The sequence below is a fragment of the Belliella baltica DSM 15883 genome, assembly GCF_000265405.1.
Classification (GTDB): domain Bacteria; phylum Bacteroidota; class Bacteroidia; order Cytophagales; family Cyclobacteriaceae; genus Belliella; species Belliella baltica.
In genome coordinates, this window is the sequence record NC_018010.1 from 3,274,274 (window position 1) to 3,292,308 (window position 18,035).

The following is an 18,035-nucleotide window of genomic DNA, read 5'->3' on the forward strand; positions in this document are numbered from 1 at the left end:
ATTTAAAATACGAAGGTATTGAATATGATGAGTGATTCCAAAATATGAAAGAGTTTACAAGTTCATAAATCTAGCTTAATCAGCAATCGAACAAAATAATGTTCTTATTTTATTAAAAATTAGTTGATTTCCAAGATTTGAAAGAAATTTAAGAAAAGATAATTTGCAATAATGATTTGAAATACATTTTTCTATTATCTTACTGCAATATTACCCATACAAATCCATTTGAATAATGAAAAAAAACCTATCAACAAGATTCAAGACTAAGATGTCTGTGATCTTCACTGCCCTGGTATTGTTGGCAGTTTCCTTCTCTTGCACTTCGATCGAAGAGCAGCCTACGCTTGACGAGAATGCCATGTTCAAAAAAGCATTCTTGGAAGAACTTGAAAACCTTAATTTCACCTCAAATCCAAATGCAAGAAATGGAAAAGTACCTTCCTTGCAAGTAACCCTTGCCGCATTAAGGATGACTGACAATTGGGTCCCTGCTGTAAAAGACAGAGCAACAGTATTTATGGCAACTGACGAAGCTTATGCTGAGATTAATATTACAACAAAAAATCTTGCTGAAAACATTGATCTTGTGATGGCTGCAATTGGAAACCAAGTAATTTCAGCTAAAAAGTTTTCGGGAAATCAATTAGAATCTATTCAAGATGAACCTAATTTATTATCCATGTTAACAAGAGCACCGACATCTCTAACAGTTTCCAATTCAGGTGATCAACTAATTCTGACTGACACATTCAATCAAAGTGCAAATATTATAGGTACAGATTTCAAAGCAACAAACAGTGTAACTCACTTTATTGACAAGGTGTTAATTCCACAATTACCACCTCCGCCATCTGAATAGAAAAAAATATTCTTATATCAATGAAAAAGCCCAGCCGGATATTCCAGCTGGGCTTTTTTGTATTCAAGTATACGCTTATTCAATCTCCAATCGAACAATAATATTAATATGTATATCCGCTTTCATGCTATTAGCTCCACATAAAATAGTGTAAGTACTATATTTGGGCTGCTGTTGAACCTAAGCCAATGACAGTTGACAACTTCATCACTTTAGCGTCTTCTCGTGATTCTCTTTGATGATTCTTCTTAGTATTTTCCCCACATTTGATTTGGGCAATTCATCTGTAAAGTAAACCTCACGTGGCACTTTGTAATTTGTCAAGTTTTCTTTGGTATAAGCTATTATCTCGTCTTCAGTGATTGACTTGTCTTTCGCCACTACATAAGCGACTACCTTTTCTGTTGATTTTTCATCAGGCATACCTATGATCCCTACTTCGAGAACTTTTGGATGGGAAGCAATGACATTCTCGACTTCATTGGGATATACATTGAAGCCTGAGACAAGAATCATTTCTTTTTTACGATCCACTATTTTTGCAAATCCGTCATTGTCAATCACAGCTATATCACCGGTTTTAAACCAATCGCCGATCATGACTTTCTCTGTCTCATCAGGCCTGTTCCAATAGCGTTTCATCACTTGTGGTCCTTTGATGCAAAGTTCACCCTTTTCTCCTATTTCCAGCTCATTCCCATCATCATCAATGACTTTAATGTCCGTATGTGGAAGTGGAACACCGATAGTGCCTATTCTTTCTGTTCCGTCAATTGGATTACAGGTGGCAACCGGGGAAGTCTCTGTCAACCCATAACCTTCGGCCAATGGAGTACCTGTAACCTGCTGCCAATTTTCTGCTGTAGCTTTTTGAACTGCCATTCCACCGCCCACTGCAATTTTCAATGAAGAAAAATCCAATTTCAAAAATGCTTCTTGGTTCAAAAGTCCATTGAAAAGGGTATTAACACCAGTGAATACGGTAAATTTATGCTTGGAAAGCTCTTTTATAAATCCTGGCATATCTCTAGGATTGGTAATCAAGACATTGTGGGCACCAATTTTCATCATGGCAAGACAATTCACAGTCAGCGCAAAAATATGATAGAGCGGTAAGGCTGTGATCACGATTTCTTCCTTTTCTTTCAACTTAGGTTTCATCCAAGCTGAAATCTGCTGCATATTGGCAACAATATTTCCATGAGAAAGCTCAGCACCTTTGGATACTCCAGTGGTACCTCCTGTATATTGAAGATACGCTGCATCATCTAAAGTCATTTCTTCCCTTTTGAACCTTGAGGAATCGCCTTGAGACATGACTTGTTTCCACTTGATTGCTTTAGGAAGGTTATAAGAAGGAACCATCTTTTTGATGTACTTGACTACAAAATTGACTATTCCACCTTTTAATCCACCCAACATATCGCCAAGTTCAGTAACTATGATGTGTTTGGCAGGAATATCGTTTTGAATTTTCTCCAAATTAAAAGCAAAATTAGCCAAGATGACAATCGCATCAGCTCCAGCATCTTCAAATTGATGCTTCATTTCACTTGAAGTGTACAGAGGATTGGTATTGACTACAATCATACCTGAACGAAGCACACCAAACATGGCCACAGGATACTGAAGACAGTTAGGCATTTGTATGGCCACTCTGTCGCCTTTCTTCATTTTTAGATTATTCTGAAGGTAGGAAGCAAAAATTTTGGAATATTTATCAACCTCATTGAAAGATAGTGTTTTGCCCATACACTCATAAGCGATGGCATCTCCATACTTTTGGACACTTTCTTCAAAAAGCGCAACGACGGAAGAATAAGCCTCAACGTCGATATTTTTATCTACTGATTGAGGATAAAATTTATACCAAGGATGATCTTGCATACTTTTTAAAATATTTTGGGTTTGTAATTGATTTAAGTTTTAGTAACGTTTAAATATAAAATAAATATGCACTTTTTAAAAGATAAAGCCACTTTACTCAAAAATAAAGTGGCTTTAATCCGAATTCATTCAGTGTTTTAATCCTTCTTCAAAATCTTTCTTGCAATCAATTCTTTCATGATTTCATTTGTCCCTGCATAGATTCTCTGAACTCTTGCATCTGCATAGGCTCTAGCTACTGGATATTCCCACATGTAGCCATAGCCACCATGAAGTTGCACGCATTCATCGGCCACTTCACACTGCAACTCAGTCATGCTATATTTAGCAGCAGATGCCATTGCAGAGTCGACCAATTTTTCATTATGCATCATGACCAACTGATCGCAATAGATCCTTGCCATTTCTAACTTAGCAGACATCTCAGCAATTTTAAATCTTGTATTTTGAAAATCAGAAACAGTTTTTCCAAAAGCAGGACGTTCCTTTACATAATTTACAGTAGATAGAAAGGTTCCTTCAGCTAAGGCCAGTGCTGCTAAAGCAACAACTAACCTCTCCTGTGCAAGTTCTGTCATCAAATATTTAAATCCTTCTCCTTCCTTTCCCAATAAGTTTTCTTTAGAAACTTTTACGTCTTCGAAAAACAATTCACAGGTATCTTGTGCATGTAATCCAACTTTTTCAAAAGGTACACCTTTAGAAAAACCTTCCATATCTGTATCTACTAAAAAAAGGCTGATACCCTTTGCTCCTAAAGCTGGATCTGTTTTAGCTGCTACTACTACGAGATTACAGAGGTAACCATTGGTGATAAAAGTTTTTGAACCATTGATTAAATAATGATCTCCCATATCTTGAGCCGTAGCTTTGATATTTTGTAAATCACTGCCAGCACCTGGTTCAGTCATGGCTACGGCAGAAATCATTTCTCCAGAAACCATCCCAGGGATATATTTTGCTTTGGCAGCCTCTGTTCCATAATGCAATATGTAAGGAAAAACAATATCACTATGCAAAGGATACCCGATAGCAGGACCAGAACATCCACTTAATCCAAGTTCTTCTATAAAAAGTGCGTTGTAGCGAAAGTCCTCAATTCCCATTCCACCATATTGCTCAGGCGCTTGAAGACATAAAAATCCATTTTGTCCTAAATCAGTCCAAGATTCACGAGAAACCATTTTGTTCTTTTCCCATTCAGCATTCTTTGGACTGATCTCTTTTGCAATGTAATCTTTTACGGATTGTCTAAACATTTCATGTTCTTCCGTAAAGATCGTTCTAGGTATTCCGTTCATGTTTTTATTTGGGTTTATATTAATTTCAGAATTTTTAGTAGGTATAACGAAAATCGGTTTCATTTCAACAACGAAATATAGCAGTAACTTAACTAAATTCCAATAAATATTTGGTTGTAGATGGTTTATTTTCCATTTTTAATTTTTAAGCAACAAAGACAAAAAAAGAGCTGATTGATAACCAGCTCTTTTATTAACTCTTTATTTACCCCAAGGTTTTCTTGGGAGTTTAAGGTCCCGCTGAGCAGTATTATAGACCATTGCAGCAACAATGATCGCGGCTTGTGTCATATCACCTTGTTGCATCCTTTCATAAAGGTCCATATTCGTATGATAACCTCTTCCATAGTCTATCGGGTCTTGAATAAACTGAAACCCTGGAACTCCTACAGCATCAAAAGCTACATGATCTGTAGATCCTGTATTTCTTCTCGTGATCGTTTTTGCCCCCATTTCATGGAAAGGCTCAAACCATTTTTCAAAAACTGGAATGAGTTGATCGTTTCCTTCAAGATAGATCCCTCTGATTTTTCCTGAACCGTTGTCAACATTATAATAAGCTGAAATTTTATCCCACTCTGCTTTTTTCTCTTGAGTTTGTCTATCTCCTACATACTTCTGTACATATCCTCTAGATCCAAATAAACCTTGTTCCTCTTCACCCCAAAGTGCAATTCTTATCGTTCTTCTTGGCTGCACATCCAGCGTCTTCAAAATTCTAATCGCTTCCATCATCACTACCACTCCTGCAGCGTTATCATTAGCCCCCGTTCCAGCATGCCAGCTATCTAAATGTGCACCTAGCAAAACTAGTTCAGGCTTTAACGTCTTGTCAGTTCCTGGGATTTCTGCAAGTACATTATATCCTTTATAATCATCATCTAACCATTCCACTTCGATTTCAGCCTCTAGGTTGACAGTTTGTCCATTTTTCAATAATCTCTCGATTCTTCCAAAATGTTCTAAAGCGATTTCCATTTCCGGAAGTGTCTTGTTTTTTGCTGTGCTGTATGAACCGGCTCTTGTATGAAAGACTGTACCAAAATTCCCTCTTGTACCAGAGAGTTTCATTGCAATCCCTTCTTCCATTAAGAACTCATTTACTTTTTGATCTAAAGCTCTTTGATCTCTCATTTGTTGAAGTTGTGCCGGTGTATATCTAGCACCTGTGGCCGCATTGATGGTGATTTCCTTTCGGTTTTCAAGATCTTCATCCGTCAGTCTTCTCGCTTCAGGAGAAAAAGCTGGTGAAGTAGATAAAGTAGTTGGAAGCATAACTACTTTACCAGAAAGCTTGTCTTTATATTTTTCAAAATCTGATTCAGATTGAATATCTACCAAAACAACTTCACTGCTGACAAGTCCATTGGTTCCTTCAGTCCATGCTTTAGGATAACCAATCAAAGGTGCATAATATGGGGTTTTCATTGCGATATATGACTTTTTCACATCCCAGCCTCTTCCAAACTCACCATAGGAATCGATTTTTACATTTTGTAAACCCCATTCTTGAAATTTGTCAGCCGTCCATTGTCTCGCCCTTCTTAGGTTGGTCGATCCTGAAAGTCTCGGTCCCATCAAATCTGTCAGGTGAAATGCCAAATCTTGAATCTGAGAATTTCTTGTTCCTTCGGTTTTGATTTTGTACATCATTTCTAAATCGACATTCTCTTGAGCATAAGAAGAGGATGTCCATAAAAAAGCGACAAATAGAATAAATGAAAATTGTACTTTTAGTTTCATATACGTCTGGTTTTATTTTTTAATTGTTTGGAATATTGAATGAATCAAACTCGCTATCAAAAATGTCAAAAATTAGTTATCAAAAATAACCGTCAGTGTAATTTCAATAAATAAAAGAGGCCTCCACTTTTGTAGAGGCCTCTTTTTTTACTTAAAGTACGATTTAAAAATAAAGTATTTTCTCTCTTCCTTTTGCATCTTTCAATTCTATTTTAATGCCTGTGGTAGAAATCCCTTTGAAATAATAATGCTTTATAAAACCATGATTCTCCCTAATCATTTCTTCATGCAGTAATCTTCCTTCTGGGGTTTTAATTTTCACTTCTACCCCAGGATCTTCAAGTCCAAAAACGGCCAGTCTAATCCTATCATCTTCTACTACTCTTCCAGAAGCAACAAGTGGTAAAGAAATTGGAGCTTTTACCTCTTTTGTCTCAATCTCAAAAACTCGATTTTCAATAAATTGATCTTTTGAAATCGGTTTTACTTCTACTTGATATTTACCCTCTGGGAAAAGTGAAAGGTCAAATGGAATTCTGATATCTGACTTTACAAATAATGTCCCTTGATGGATTTTTTTTCCTTTACTATCATTGATAGTCAACCTTACTTTTTTTAGTTCCTGTCCAAGATAAACCGTTATCGTTTTATCTTTTACTTGAACGTGTGACAATGCTTTTACAATGTTGTCATTTTCTGAGGCAAAAGTACTCGCTCCAAGGCTCAATACTAATGCGAATGTGAATAGTGCTTTCATAATGTTTTTATAATTGGTTTATAATCTTTTAGCTTAAATCCATGATTTATACCAAATTATTTTAACCTGGAAAAAATTGAAGCATATCATTATATTGACTTGAGTATAATCGAAAAAATCAAATCTCTTTAATTTCAAAAAACTGTTTCATATTTTGAACAAGCTCTGTACCAACTGTCCAATGTTGATACAGTTTTAAAGAAAAAACAGTCTAAAACCACTATTTCAAAAGTTGCGAGAACTTTGAAAATAAATGAATATAATTATCAAAAAATCCTAAAAATGGTAAACAAAACTTATAAAAAACAAAATCATCTGCACGATTCCGTACAGATGATTTGAATATAATGAACATTTTTAGATCAAAACTAATTTTCTTTGAGCCTATTTTTAAGAAATTTTACTCTTTGGGCTATGGTCATTTCAGAAATATCTAAATTCTCTGAAGTGGCTTGTAAAAAATCATTTACAGCTCCAGCATGGTCTGTTGACAAGCCTTCTTTAACCGTCACATAGCGCATTGTTGTCCAAAGTAATGTTTTCAACTCTTTACTTGTATCATCGGTCATGTAATACTCCAACACCACTGTGTTTTGATTATACCAAAGTAACCTACTTCTGATTCTTACCCACTCTCCTACTTTTGCAGGCTTTACGTAAGCAATATTGTGATTGTACACTACCCAAGCAGCTTTGTACTTCTGGATGAAATCAATCATCTCAACGCCATATAACTTTGGAACTTGATCTTCTCTGGCATTGAAGAAATAATCAAAATATTTCGCATTATTCAAATGTTGAAGTGGGTCACAATCCTGAAACCGGATGACTACTCTACTTTCTGTTTCCTTTGGATAATGTCTATCTTTATTATATTCGAACATATCAATTTTTTTATTGAATTCTCTCTATGATCATTTCTACTCTTCGATTCAGTCTTTTGCCTTCTTCAGTATCATTCTCAGCAATAGGCCTTGAACCTCCCCATCCAGCAATTCTTATTCTTTCAAAATCAACCCCTTTCACCGTCATATAGGCCCTGATTTTAGAAGCTCTATTCATTGATAATTCTTTATTCAATTGTGGATCACCAGCATTATCAGTATGACCTTCAAGCCTAATTCGAACTGAAGGATTGAACTTCATAAAATCAACCAAATCATCTAAAAGCTGAATTGAGTTCGCATCAGCAAAATCAGAAGTTCCTCTATTGAATTGAATATTTTTAAGAACAATACTCGCCCCTGTTTTAATTGGTTGCAACTCGATTGTCTCCCTTGAACTCTCAATCCATTCTGAAGCAAGAAAGTCTCTTGGAATATATCCATTTGAAGCAATCATAAACCTTTCTAGTTTATTATTTTCAAATGCAATTTGAAGTTCCTTCGGATCAGCAGCTATTTTTCTTAATCCTTGTTTATTTGCATAAGTTATTTCGAATGGAATAGCATTTTTAGTATTGGCGTCGACAACCGAGATAATAAAATTATTTTCTTCGGCAAGTTCTTGAACTTTTGCTGTTGAGATAGAATCAATATCTTTTTCAAAAATCAAAACTGAAGCATCTGCAATAGTTGCAACTGTAGTTTCTTTCTTTACAGAGTCTATCTCTGTGATTTCAATTTTTTCATTTTTTTGAATGGCTTCTGTTTGTGACTGAGATACTAATACCTCTTCGACTGATTCCTGAACATCAATCTGATGTGTAATCATCATCAAGTCACCAAAGCCATTTGAATTTTGAGTTGAGGTGTAAAAAGCTAAATTTTTCTCCTTATCAAAAACCACATAGCTAAGCTCCGCTCCTTCTGTATTCACCTGCTCTAAAGGAGTTGGTTTTGACCAAGAGTCCCAAGATTGACCTATTCTCTTAGCCATAAAAATATCTCGACCACTACCAGGTTTGTTGGAGTTAGAAGAATAGTATAGGGTAGTCAAATCTGCAGAAATTGAAGGAGTTTGCTCTTGTGAAGCGGAATTGATATCAGAACCAAGATTTTGCGGCGATGTCCAGACTCCTTCTCTAATTTGCTCTGAAACATAAATATCTTCATTACCAAAGGAACCAAAAGAAGTCATTGACATGATGATCAAAGCATGATCTGCACTTAATCTCCCGCTAAAATGACTCCCTTGATTTTTGAAATTCCCCATTTCTAATGGTCTCACGTAATTCCATTCTGAACCAAATCTTGAATACTGATGAATTCCTTGTTTTATTCCATTAAAGGTTCCACTATGATATACATACGCAGTCAATGCATCTGGAAAACCAACAAGGACATCATTTCCTGTAGTCGAAAGGCTTTTGACGTGAATTGGCTGTTCCCATTCTTCAAGATAAGATTTTTTAGCCATCCAAATATCTCCAAGATCTATTGCTCCGCCTAGATTTTCGGGGTTGAAACCTACTGAGAAAAACACTTCTCCTGTCGGTGAAATCACAGGATGCTGCTCGTCATAGGGCGAATTTAAAATTTTTAAGGAAGAAATTTCCTGAGAAAAAGCAAAAGATGTAAATGAAAAAGCAAGCAGAAATACGCTGCTTGCTTTTATTATAATATTGAGAAGGTCATTTTTAATCATTTCTGATCATTATCAATTATTGATCCAAAACAATCGCAAAAACCAAAGGTGCGACTATTGTAGCATCTGATTCGATAATATATTTTGGCGTATCGATACCCAATTTACCCCAGGTAATCTTTTCGTTTGGTACAGCTCCAGAATATGAACCATAAGAAGTAGTAGAGTCTGAGATTTGACAGAAATAACCCCAAAGTGGAATACTATCTCTCTGTAAATCTTGGTGAAGCATAGGGACAACACAAATCGGGAAGTCACCAGCTATTCCTCCACCAATCTGAAAGAAGCCAACGGTACTGTCTTCTGTTGCATTCTTCGTGTACCAATCAGCCAAAAACATCATGTATTGAATACCACCTTTGACTGTATGAACATCTTTGATATCACCAGCGATTACGTGACCTGCATACATATTTCCGAGTGTAGAATCTTCCCATCCAGGAACGATAATAGGTAGATTTTTCTTAGCAGCTTCAAGCAACCAACTGTCTTTCGGATCAATTTGGAATGATTTATCTAATTTTCCTGAAAGTAATATCTTATAAAAGAATTCGTGTGGAAAAAAAACTTCTCCAGCTTGATCCGCTTTGACCCATTCTTCTAATATCACATTTTCAATTCTTCTCATGGCTTCCATTTCAGGAATACATGTATCTGTAACTCGATTCATATGTCGAGATAAAAGATCATTTTCTTGCTCTGGAGAAAGATCTCTGTAATTAGGGATTCTTTCATAATAATCGTGAGCAACAAGGTTGAAAACATCTTCCTCAAGGTTAGCACCTGTACAAGTGATAATTTGAACTTTGTCTTGACGAATCATTTCAGCTAAGGAAATACCTAACTCTGCAGTAGACATCGCTCCTGCAAGTGTGATCATCATTTTACCATTATTATCAAGATGGGTTTTATAACCTTCTGCAGCATCTATCAGCGCAGCAGCATTAAAGTGTCTGTAATTATGTTTTAAAAATTCAGTGATTTTCATGAATTGTATATTTAATTTGATCGAACAAAAGTACCAAATAATACGTCACAAAAAAAGCCCGAAAAACGGGCTTTTATAGTACTAATTTGAAATTCTAATTATTTCGAAGGCTCCGCTTTTTTAGCAGCATATTTAGCATTCAACCCTTCAGTTACCTTATCTGTGATATCCAGCGACTTTTTGGAATACCAAACAGCCCCTCCTCTTGTGTAAGAAAGAATCATTTCTAAATCATTTTCTTCTGCGTATTCAGTCAAAAACTCTTGAATCTGATCGATCACATCACTGTAAAGCTTGGATTCGTCAGCTTGTAACTCTTGCATCAAGTTATCTCTATAAGTAACTAAATTTCTTTCTTTAGTCATTAAATCTTCTTGCTTTGCTCTAGCTTGATTTGGAGTCATAGAATTAGCAGTTTGCTCAAAGTTTGATACTTCCTGCTGAAAACCTCTTGATCTGCTTCCAAGTTCTTCCTCAAACTTTTTACCTTTTTCAGTAATCAAACCTGATTGTTCTTTGAAGAAATCAAAATTTGCAATAACGCTATCAGTAAGAATATAGGCTATATTCAGATCAGAGATACTTACTTCAGCTGTAGTTTCTTCTCCTGAAGAAGGTGTAGCATTTGAACCTGATTTATTACAGGCAGAAAATAGAAGTGTTGCAATTCCTAGAACACCCAATACTTTAGATAATTTTTTCACGTTAGTTTTCTTGTTTTTTACTTGGCGCAAATATAAACAAAGTATTGTTTGTTAAAATTATTATCGAAATACGATTTGTTAATTTCAGTTAAATTAACTCAAACATTAGACTCATTTAAAAGTATAAAATATTGATAAATAGAATTCTACTTCTTATTTATGCGTTTTTGCCTCTTCTTGATTTTATAAGAATCCATTTGGCTTTTAAAATTTATTGCTGAACCAAATAAAGATAAACCTGAAAAGAATACTCCCAAAGCAATGGTTCCACTTAAAAACCAATCAAAAAATCCTTTACTTTCAAACTTCAATATTACAGCATCTCTAAATAAACTTAAGCCAAAGCCCATTAGAAGAATGCCACCTACTGAGCTATAAAGCCATTTTTTTCTAAGTTTTTTAATTTTTGCCATTTCTAAAAGAAAATATCTTGTGCAAGTCTATAAGTATTGGCATGGGCTTCAATAATGTTACTAATTTTAGGCGAATATCCTCCTCCCATGCAACACATGATAGGTATTTGATTGATTTTAGCTGTTTCTAATACAATTCGATCCCTTTCTTTACAGCCTTGAATTGTCAATCCTAATCTACCTAATTTATCAGAATCCAATACATCAACTCCGCATTGGTAGATAATAAAGTCTGGTTGAACTTGATCAATCAGTGGGACTAAATGTAACTGAAGCAAATCTAAATATTGGTCATCTTGAATTTTGTCTGGAAGACCAATATCCAAATCTGATTTTTCTTTGTGCATAGGATAATTGGAAGCTCCATGCATGCTAAAAGTAAAAACCTCATCTTTATTTTCAAAAATTTGGGCAGTACCGTTTCCTTGATGTACGTCCAAATCAATGACGAGAACTTTTTTGACTAAAAAATTTTCCAATAAATAATTAGCTGAAATGGCTATGTCATTTAATAAACAAAAACCTTCTCCTCTATCAGTAAATGCATGATGTGTGCCTCCAGCGATATTCATAGCGATTCCATACTCTAAAGCGAAAAGTGAAGCTTCAATAGAGCCTTGCATGATATGGGTTTCTCTATCTATTAATGCTTTGCTTAAAGGAAATCCTGTCTTTCTGATTTCTGATTTTGAAAGTCTTAAGTTTAATAGTTTCTCGAAATAATCAAAGTCATGTGTATTAAGAACCCATCTATTGTCTAAATCTTTCGGTTCAAAAAAATTGGCTGAAGTCACAGTTCCCTCGTAAAGCAATTGCTCTGGAAGCAGTTCATATTTTTCCATCGGGAAGCGATGGCCTTCCGGTAAGTCTAATTGATATAATGGTGAGTAGGCAATCTTTAACATCATAAAAAAACGCTTGTAGCATAACAAGCGTCCTGAAATATTGTTAGAAAAACTTTCAAATCAATCTTCATCAAAATCTTCTTCTTCCTCAGACTGAAAAGCGTAAAGTGTATCGTCTAATACTATAGAATCGTCATTAAATTCTTTGATAAACTTTTCAATCGTATTATCATCAATAACTTCTACATTCAAAGCCGCGTCTAATCCTATACCATAATCATGATGTGTATCCAAATCGATAAATTCCTGAACCTTCACGGTTTCTTCTTCTTCTATATCCATGATGATTTCTGTAATAAACCAACCAATCTCCTCTTCTTCGCTGGATAAAGGTTTTAAGTTTCCATCATCATCTTCTTCATATTTTATTCCTTTATAATTGGGAAATTTCTTAGCTGCTTCATGTTCTGCTAACTCAAAGACCTCAGAAGCATGATGCAATCTCAAGGTGTATAATGCTGCATCATAAATTACTTCCTTGCCTTCAAACATTCCTACAAATAGGAAATTCACAAACTCATCGGAGTTTTCTTCATCGCCTTCTATTACTTTAAATGATTTTTTCAAAGATTTAAGTTCCTTTTTTAAGGCTTCAATGATTTCTGGGTCAAATCCTTCGTTTTTATACTTCATATTTGCAAAAATATTAGGTTTATGTGGACAACTTACAACTGAACGCGTTAATTTAAAAGAGAAAATTTTTAACTAAGTATCAAGATAATTTTAAGTATTTAAAATACAATCATTTAAGCTAATAAAAAAATGTTTTTGCCACAAAAGAACAATGAATTAATAAAAGATTTGCTAGAAAAGGAAGAAAGCAATCAATTAGACTTCAAACAAAATATCTCAAACCTTGAAAAAATTGCTAAAACACTTGTTGCTTTTGCAAATACTCAAGGCGGAGAAATAGCTATTGGAATTAGTGATCAAAAAAAAATCATCGGAATAGACCCGGAAGAAGAATACTTTATGATCAAAAAATCTGCTGAAAATTATTGTGACCCACCAATCAGTTTTGATTGTAATGTAATTGAAATTGATTATTTGAATGATGAAAAACTAGATGAAGAGCTTTACGTCCTGATCATAACTGTTCCTAAATCTAAGGAAGAACATCATGTAATTTACAAAGATCAAAGAAAAGTCAAATACCATAGAATAGAAGACAAGAACATTCCAGAATCTGATTCCAATTTACCTAGTCACGACTAGATCTTCCCAAAGAAACACCCAATAGAGAATTAATTAAGCCTAAAATTAGACCAAAAAGTAATGCCCACCAAAATCCGTCAACGGTAAATCCAGGTACAATCTTAGCTGCCAACAAAATCAATAATGCATTAATTACAATCAAAAACAAGCCAAGAGTTACTATCGTGATTGGAATAGTAAGAATTATAAGAATGGGTTTGATTGTGATATTCAAAAGTGCAATCAATGCCGCAATTATTACTCCTGTTAAAAAATTCTCAACGCTAACCCCAGGAAGCAAATAACTTGTGATAATCACTGCAAGACCACCTAATATTAATTGTACAATTATTCCCCAAGTATTAGTTGATTTGCTCATTTTTTTAATTGATTAGGTCTTCTTATTATTTTCTACATTCTAAATTAACATAAAAAATGTTTTTTCTCTTTTAGCAATCAAAAAAAAAAAATGTTTGAAACATGAAAGTAAAAATATCAGTTTATCTTTGTAATCATAATTAAAACTTAATAACGCTTGTGATTTTAATAGCTTTCTTTCTTCTTCATTGGTATTTCTCTTTGTTCTGTCAAAGTTTCTTCCTACATCGATACGCTGCTCATCAAATGTTTTCCATGTCTAAATATTGGGAAAAGTTCTTTTATATATTCACATGGATTACACAAGGAAGCAGCTACTTATCCCCTAGAGCTTATGCAGTACTTCATCGGATGCATCATGCTTATAGTGACACGCCAAAAGACCCACACAGTCCCCATCACACAGAAAATTTATTCACGATGATGTGGAAAACAAAAAATATTTACAACGATTATTTCAGCTTCAAATTAAAGCCAGAAGAAAGATTCTCAAAAGATGTACCTGATTGGAATAAGTTTGATCTATTTGCAGATTCGATGATGGCCAGAGTTGGATGGGCTTTGTTCTATATCCTAGTATATGTTTTGTCTATCTCAGTTTTTGAATTGGCTGGTACGCATTGGTGGATGTATTTTTTACTTCCTATACATTTGATGATGGGACCTGTTCATGGAGCAATAGTCAACTGGAGTGGACATAAATATGGTTACGCAAATTTTGATAACAATGACAAATCCAAAAATAGTCTTCTACTTGATGTTTTGATGCTTGGCGAATTATTTCAAAATAACCATCATAAGCTACCAAACAGACCAAACTTTGCTGTAAAGTGGTATGAATTTGATCCAACTTACCCAATTGTAAAAATTTTACATGCAAGTGGGATTATAAAATTAAGAACCACATAAGCAATCTTCGTTTAGAATTTTGAAGAGCCACTTGTAATAAGTGGCTTTTTTTATTTTTAAAAAAATATGTAAATTTAACTAAAGAATATTTTTATAACTAATTTTTAATTACTACATTTATAGCTGCCAATAGAAAAGATTCGTTCTAAAATTTGCTATTATGAAACTAACTGAATAATTTACGGATACAATTTAAACTTAAATATCAATATGAGAAATCTAACAAGAGCAGAGGAGCAGGTAATGCAGATCCTATGGGAAGCAGAAAAAGGATTCGTAAAAGACCTTTTGGAAAAAATGACGGAGCCTAAGCCGGCTTACAACACCGTATCAACAATTATCAGAATTCTTGAAAGAAAAGGATTCGTACAACACAAAGCTTATGGAAAGTCTCACGAATACTATCCAATAGTATCCAAAGATGCCTACAGAAGCCACTCTATCAAAAACTTACTTTCTGGTTATTTCGGAGGTTCATTCACAAAAATGGCATCTTTCTTTGCCAAAGATGAAAACTTGAATATCAAGGAACTTGAAAAAATAATGAATGAAGTCAAAGAAGAAGTAAAGTAAACTACTTATGGCTTTTCTAATTGATTATATCTGGCAAAGTACATTCTGTTTACTGTTTTTCTACGTTATATATTGGGTTTTTCTTAGAAATGAAAAAGCATTTGGTTTCACTAGAATATACATATTAATCACGCCTATTCTAGCGTTACTATTCCCAATACTTAGAATTCCAGTCAGCTTCAATAAACCAGATATATCATTAGAACAATCACAACTTTTTCGGGCACTTACAATTGAACAAGTGCCCGAAGATGTTGCTGGATTTTATGGCTTACCTGAAGTCACAGTGCAAAGCACCAAACTTCCCATGCTATTAGAATTTAAAGATTATTTTTTAATATTTAACATCATTATAATAGCACTACTTTCTTTAAGACTTTTTTGGCAATTTTTGCAAATTCGCCTTATTAGAGAAAAAGGCTGGTATCAAACAATTTATAAATTAAAAGAAAATTATTTTCTAGTTCCAACATTTGGCTTGGCACCTATTTTCTCATTTTTCAATCAATTATTTTGGGATGACACCCATGATTTGAATCAAGATGAAAAAGAACAAATCATCAAACACGAAATTGAACACATCAAACAAGGACATTCTTGGGATGTATTATATTACCAAATTCTAAGCATTCTATTTTGGTTTAATCCAGCTATACATTTGATGAGAGTAGCTCTAGTAGATGTGCATGAATACCTCGCTGATGAATCAGTATTAAACCAAACTATAAATAAAGAAAGTTATCCTAAGTTAATCGTCAAAATCGCATTTAAGGGAATGGATCTTCCTATTGGCAACTATTTTATAAGATCAACCACTCTTAAACGAATTTTAATGATGAAAAAGGCAGCAAAACCAAACTTATTCAAAATGGCCATGATAGTGCCATTGACCTTGATGCTCTTAGCATTAGTTTCTATGAAAACCAATGACAGCATAGGAAATATTTTCAATTCAAGTACAGAAAAAATTGAATTGATTAAAGAGCAACTTACTGCATCTCAAGATTCCCTTGAAGTAGCTATTAAGGTAAAGAAAACGAACAACCCAAAACATTATGAATTAATAGGCCCGCTAGAAGGTGATAAGCTTTCAGCACAATTAGGAGAATTAGTTTATGAATTTTCTCAGATTTCTTCAGATGAAGAATACCTGAAAGTAAGAAGTCTAATAAATTCATTGAGAAGCAATTCCAAAATCGTGAAAAATTATGGCACAGTAAAAAACTTCAACCAAGTCTCAAAAAAACCAACTCCAGTTGATGGTATTGAAAACTGGTATAAATATGTCTCAGAAACATTAGTAAAAAATCTGCCTGAAAAAGAAAAAGAATTAGGCATCGCCTCTGAATTTGAAGTAGAGTTTATCATTTCTAAAGAAGGAAAAATAATCAGCCCAGTTATCAAAAAAAGTTTTGGAGGTGGTGTTGATGAGGTTATTCTGCAGGAATTAGTGAGCGACTCTGCTCCAAGGTGGAATCCTGCTGAAATTGAAGGAGAAAAAACAGACGTAGTGCATAGTACTTATCTTAAGCTGACAGGTTACATGGCAAATAGCTCTAACAGCGAATCACTAGGTTTTTTTCCACAAAAGATGGATTTTCCAATTAAAAGAGGAAGTACGATGGTGATCAATGACGATACCATATTCGATGTTGTAGAAGAAGCACCTGTTCCAATGGGAGGAATGAAAGGTTGGAATGAATATTTAATTGCTAATCTAACATATCCTAATGAGGCTAAGGAGCAAAATATTTCGGGTACCGTTTATGTATCTTTTGTAGTAGATAAATCTGGTGCAATTGATGATGTGCAAATTCTTCGAGGAGTAAACCCTGACATTGATGCAGAGGCACTTAGGGTAGTTGAAGCTGCCCCAAATTGGACTCCTGGAATGCACAGAGGAAAAGAGGTCAATGTAAGAATGCGATTACCTATTCGTTTTAAAACAGATTCAGATCAATCATCCGATAATATTTTTAAAGTCAGTTCTGGAAAACAAGCTCTAATTGAAGGAGATGGCTGGATTTCCCCTTCCCCAAAAGGTGGAATGGAAGGCTGGAATAAATATTTAAATGCAAATTTAAAATATCCAAAACAGGCTAGATTAGCAAATCAAGAAGGTACAGTATATGTAACATTTATGGTCACCGAAGATGGTGATGTAGAAAATGTAGAACTACTTAGAGGAATTGGATATGGAATAGATGAAGAAGCATTAAGATTGATCAAAGAAGGTCCGAAGTGGAACCCAGGAGAAAGAGAAGGTGAAGCTGTAAAAGTAAGAATGAGACTTCCAATAGTATTTGATTTGGACAAAGCACTTGTAGAAGAATTGCCAAAACCAACCGAGCAATTTAATGTGTATATGAGAAAAAATATCAAATACCCCCTAGAGGCGAGGAAAAATAATGATATGGGTTCCGTCATTGCAAAATTAACTTTGAATGAGGATGGAGGAATTACTAAAACTGCAATCTATAAAGGAATCAGTAAAGAATTGAATGAAGAAGTTTTAAGAGTCTTGGAAAAAGCTCCAAACTGGAATATTGGAGAAGCCAATGGAGAATATGAAGTCCTACTTCCTATAACCTTCAGAATAAACAATGAAAAGTTGCCAAGAACACACAACTTGCCATACGAGATTATTATAGTCGGATATGGTTCACAAGAGAGTAACAGAAACATGAAACCTGATACTAATGTAAAAAATAATGTTAGGGTCGGTTTCCCTACTGCTGGAATTTATCAGAACATAGCATTTCCCAAAAAGACAAACAATTAGTAGTTGAAAAATTGGATGGAAGTTCTTACTTCAAAAAATCTATGATTTGAAAA

17 protein-coding genes are annotated in these 18,035 nt (G+C 34.4%); 5 read left to right on the forward strand and 12 right to left on the reverse strand.

What is annotated here, in order from left to right; translation table 11 throughout:
* Positions 1 to 235: 235 nt before the first annotated feature.
* Positions 236 to 862 carry a fasciclin domain-containing protein gene (locus BELBA_RS14895; protein ID WP_014773513.1) on the forward strand — a complete coding sequence of 209 codons (627 nt, stop codon included), beginning with the start codon at positions 236 to 238 and terminating at the stop codon, positions 860 to 862.
* Positions 863 to 1,069: 207 nt separating this feature from the next.
* On the opposite strand, the gene BELBA_RS14900 is transcribed toward BELBA_RS14895, so the two are convergent.
* From BELBA_RS14900 to BELBA_RS14950, 11 genes are all read right to left on the reverse strand, one after another.
* Positions 1,070 to 2,749: an AMP-binding protein gene (locus BELBA_RS14900; protein ID WP_014773514.1), complete on the reverse strand. Its 1,680-nt coding sequence runs from the start codon at positions 2,747 to 2,749 to the stop codon at positions 1,070 to 1,072.
* A 137-nt stretch (positions 2,750 to 2,886) separates the two neighbouring features.
* Positions 2,887 to 4,050: an acyl-CoA dehydrogenase family protein gene (locus tag BELBA_RS14905; protein WP_014773515.1), complete on the reverse strand. Its 1,164-nt coding sequence runs from the start codon at positions 4,048 to 4,050 to the stop codon at positions 2,887 to 2,889.
* Between the two features lie 201 nt (positions 4,051 to 4,251).
* On the reverse strand, positions 4,252 to 5,793 hold the full coding sequence (locus BELBA_RS14910; protein ID WP_014773516.1) for a M20/M25/M40 family metallo-hydrolase: 1,542 nt from the start codon (positions 5,791 to 5,793) through the stop codon (positions 4,252 to 4,254).
* A gap of 163 nt (positions 5,794 to 5,956) precedes the next feature.
* Entirely contained in the window at positions 5,957 to 6,550 is a 594-nt protein-coding gene (locus BELBA_RS14915) for a DUF3244 domain-containing protein (protein WP_014773517.1), read from the reverse strand.
* Positions 6,551 to 6,918: 368 nt separating this feature from the next.
* Positions 6,919 to 7,434, reverse strand: coding sequence for an acyl-CoA thioesterase (locus tag BELBA_RS14920; RefSeq protein ID WP_014773518.1), 516 nt, complete (start codon positions 7,432 to 7,434; stop codon positions 6,919 to 6,921).
* A 10-nt stretch (positions 7,435 to 7,444) separates the two neighbouring features.
* Positions 7,445 to 9,136, reverse strand: coding sequence for an OmpA family protein (locus BELBA_RS14925; protein ID WP_014773519.1), 1,692 nt, complete (start codon positions 9,134 to 9,136; stop codon positions 7,445 to 7,447).
* A gap of 16 nt (positions 9,137 to 9,152) precedes the next feature.
* Positions 9,153 to 10,124 (reverse strand): deoxyhypusine synthase family protein, encoded by a 972-nt coding sequence (locus BELBA_RS14930; RefSeq protein WP_014773520.1) that lies wholly within the window; start codon positions 10,122 to 10,124, stop codon positions 9,153 to 9,155.
* A gap of 98 nt (positions 10,125 to 10,222) precedes the next feature.
* Entirely contained in the window at positions 10,223 to 10,828 is a 606-nt protein-coding gene (locus tag BELBA_RS14935) for an OmpH/Skp family outer membrane protein (RefSeq protein ID WP_014773521.1), read from the reverse strand.
* Between the two features lie 146 nt (positions 10,829 to 10,974).
* The gene (locus BELBA_RS14940) at positions 10,975 to 11,241 is read right to left on the reverse strand and encodes a hypothetical protein (RefSeq protein ID WP_014773522.1); all 267 of its coding nucleotides are present in this window, start codon (positions 11,239 to 11,241) and stop codon (positions 10,975 to 10,977) included.
* A gap of 2 nt (positions 11,242 to 11,243) precedes the next feature.
* Positions 11,244 to 12,146 carry a histone deacetylase family protein gene (locus BELBA_RS14945; protein WP_041779402.1) on the reverse strand — a complete coding sequence of 301 codons (903 nt, stop codon included), beginning with the start codon at positions 12,144 to 12,146 and terminating at the stop codon, positions 11,244 to 11,246.
* 60 nt (positions 12,147 to 12,206) lie between these two features.
* Positions 12,207 to 12,779 (reverse strand): hypothetical protein, encoded by a 573-nt coding sequence (locus BELBA_RS14950; protein ID WP_014773524.1) that lies wholly within the window; start codon positions 12,777 to 12,779, stop codon positions 12,207 to 12,209.
* A gap of 129 nt (positions 12,780 to 12,908) precedes the next feature.
* On the opposite strand from BELBA_RS14950, the gene BELBA_RS14955 reads away from it, so the two are divergent.
* On the forward strand, positions 12,909 to 13,361 hold the full coding sequence (locus tag BELBA_RS14955; protein WP_014773525.1) for an AlbA family DNA-binding domain-containing protein: 453 nt from the start codon (positions 12,909 to 12,911) through the stop codon (positions 13,359 to 13,361).
* On the opposite strand, the gene BELBA_RS14960 is transcribed toward BELBA_RS14955, so the two are convergent.
* A complete protein-coding gene (locus BELBA_RS14960) occupies positions 13,348 to 13,719 on the reverse strand; it encodes a phage holin family protein (protein ID WP_014773526.1) in 372 nt (123 codons plus the stop codon). The two genes, BELBA_RS14955 and BELBA_RS14960, sit on opposite strands and share 14 nt — an antisense overlap.
* A 158-nt stretch (positions 13,720 to 13,877) precedes the next feature.
* On the opposite strand from BELBA_RS14960, the gene BELBA_RS14965 reads away from it, so the two are divergent.
* The 3 genes from BELBA_RS14965 to BELBA_RS14975 all read left to right on the forward strand — a co-directional run bounded on the left by BELBA_RS14965 (position 13,878) and on the right by BELBA_RS14975 (position 17,982).
* Entirely contained in the window at positions 13,878 to 14,627 is a 750-nt protein-coding gene (locus BELBA_RS14965) for an acyl-CoA desaturase (protein WP_014773527.1), read from the forward strand.
* A 210-nt stretch (positions 14,628 to 14,837) separates the two neighbouring features.
* Positions 14,838 to 15,200 carry a BlaI/MecI/CopY family transcriptional regulator gene (locus BELBA_RS14970; RefSeq protein ID WP_014773528.1) on the forward strand — a complete coding sequence of 121 codons (363 nt, stop codon included), beginning with the start codon at positions 14,838 to 14,840 and terminating at the stop codon, positions 15,198 to 15,200.
* Positions 15,201 to 15,207: 7 nt separating this feature from the next.
* Entirely contained in the window at positions 15,208 to 17,982 is a 2,775-nt protein-coding gene (locus tag BELBA_RS14975; protein WP_014773529.1) for a M56 family metallopeptidase, read from the forward strand.
* The last annotated feature ends 53 nt before the right edge of the window (positions 17,983 to 18,035 follow it).

What these genes read in the sequence shown, in the direction of transcription:
- BELBA_RS14905 (WP_014773515.1), bottom strand. Translation starts at nt 4,050, where the DNA reads ATGAACGGAATACCTAGAACGATCTTTACGGAAGAACATGAAATGTTT.
- BELBA_RS14915 (WP_014773517.1), bottom strand. Translation starts at nt 6,550, where the DNA reads ATGAAAGCACTATTCACATTCGCATTAGTATTGAGCCTTGGAGCGAGT.
- BELBA_RS14955 (WP_014773525.1), top strand. Translation starts at nt 12,909, where the DNA reads ATGTTTTTGCCACAAAAGAACAATGAATTAATAAAAGATTTGCTAGAA.
- BELBA_RS14930 (WP_014773520.1), bottom strand. Translation starts at nt 10,124, where the DNA reads ATGAAAATCACTGAATTTTTAAAACATAATTACAGACACTTTAATGCT.
- BELBA_RS14960 (WP_014773526.1), bottom strand. Translation starts at nt 13,719, where the DNA reads ATGAGCAAATCAACTAATACTTGGGGAATAATTGTACAATTAATATTA.
- BELBA_RS14940 (WP_014773522.1), bottom strand. Translation starts at nt 11,241, where the DNA reads ATGGCAAAAATTAAAAAACTTAGAAAAAAATGGCTTTATAGCTCAGTA.
- BELBA_RS14910 (WP_014773516.1), bottom strand. Translation starts at nt 5,793, where the DNA reads ATGAAACTAAAAGTACAATTTTCATTTATTCTATTTGTCGCTTTTTTA.
- BELBA_RS14945 (WP_041779402.1), bottom strand. Translation starts at nt 12,146, where the DNA reads ATGTTAAAGATTGCCTACTCACCATTATATCAATTAGACTTACCGGAA.
- BELBA_RS14950 (WP_014773524.1), bottom strand. Translation starts at nt 12,779, where the DNA reads ATGAAGTATAAAAACGAAGGATTTGACCCAGAAATCATTGAAGCCTTA.
- BELBA_RS14895 (WP_014773513.1), top strand. Translation starts at nt 236, where the DNA reads ATGAAAAAAAACCTATCAACAAGATTCAAGACTAAGATGTCTGTGATC.
- BELBA_RS14975 (WP_014773529.1), top strand. Translation starts at nt 15,208, where the DNA reads ATGGCTTTTCTAATTGATTATATCTGGCAAAGTACATTCTGTTTACTG.
- BELBA_RS14970 (WP_014773528.1), top strand. Translation starts at nt 14,838, where the DNA reads ATGAGAAATCTAACAAGAGCAGAGGAGCAGGTAATGCAGATCCTATGG.
- BELBA_RS14900 (WP_014773514.1), bottom strand. Translation starts at nt 2,749, where the DNA reads ATGCAAGATCATCCTTGGTATAAATTTTATCCTCAATCAGTAGATAAA.
- BELBA_RS14920 (WP_014773518.1), bottom strand. Translation starts at nt 7,434, where the DNA reads ATGTTCGAATATAATAAAGATAGACATTATCCAAAGGAAACAGAAAGT.
- BELBA_RS14925 (WP_014773519.1), bottom strand. Translation starts at nt 9,136, where the DNA reads ATGATTAAAAATGACCTTCTCAATATTATAATAAAAGCAAGCAGCGTA.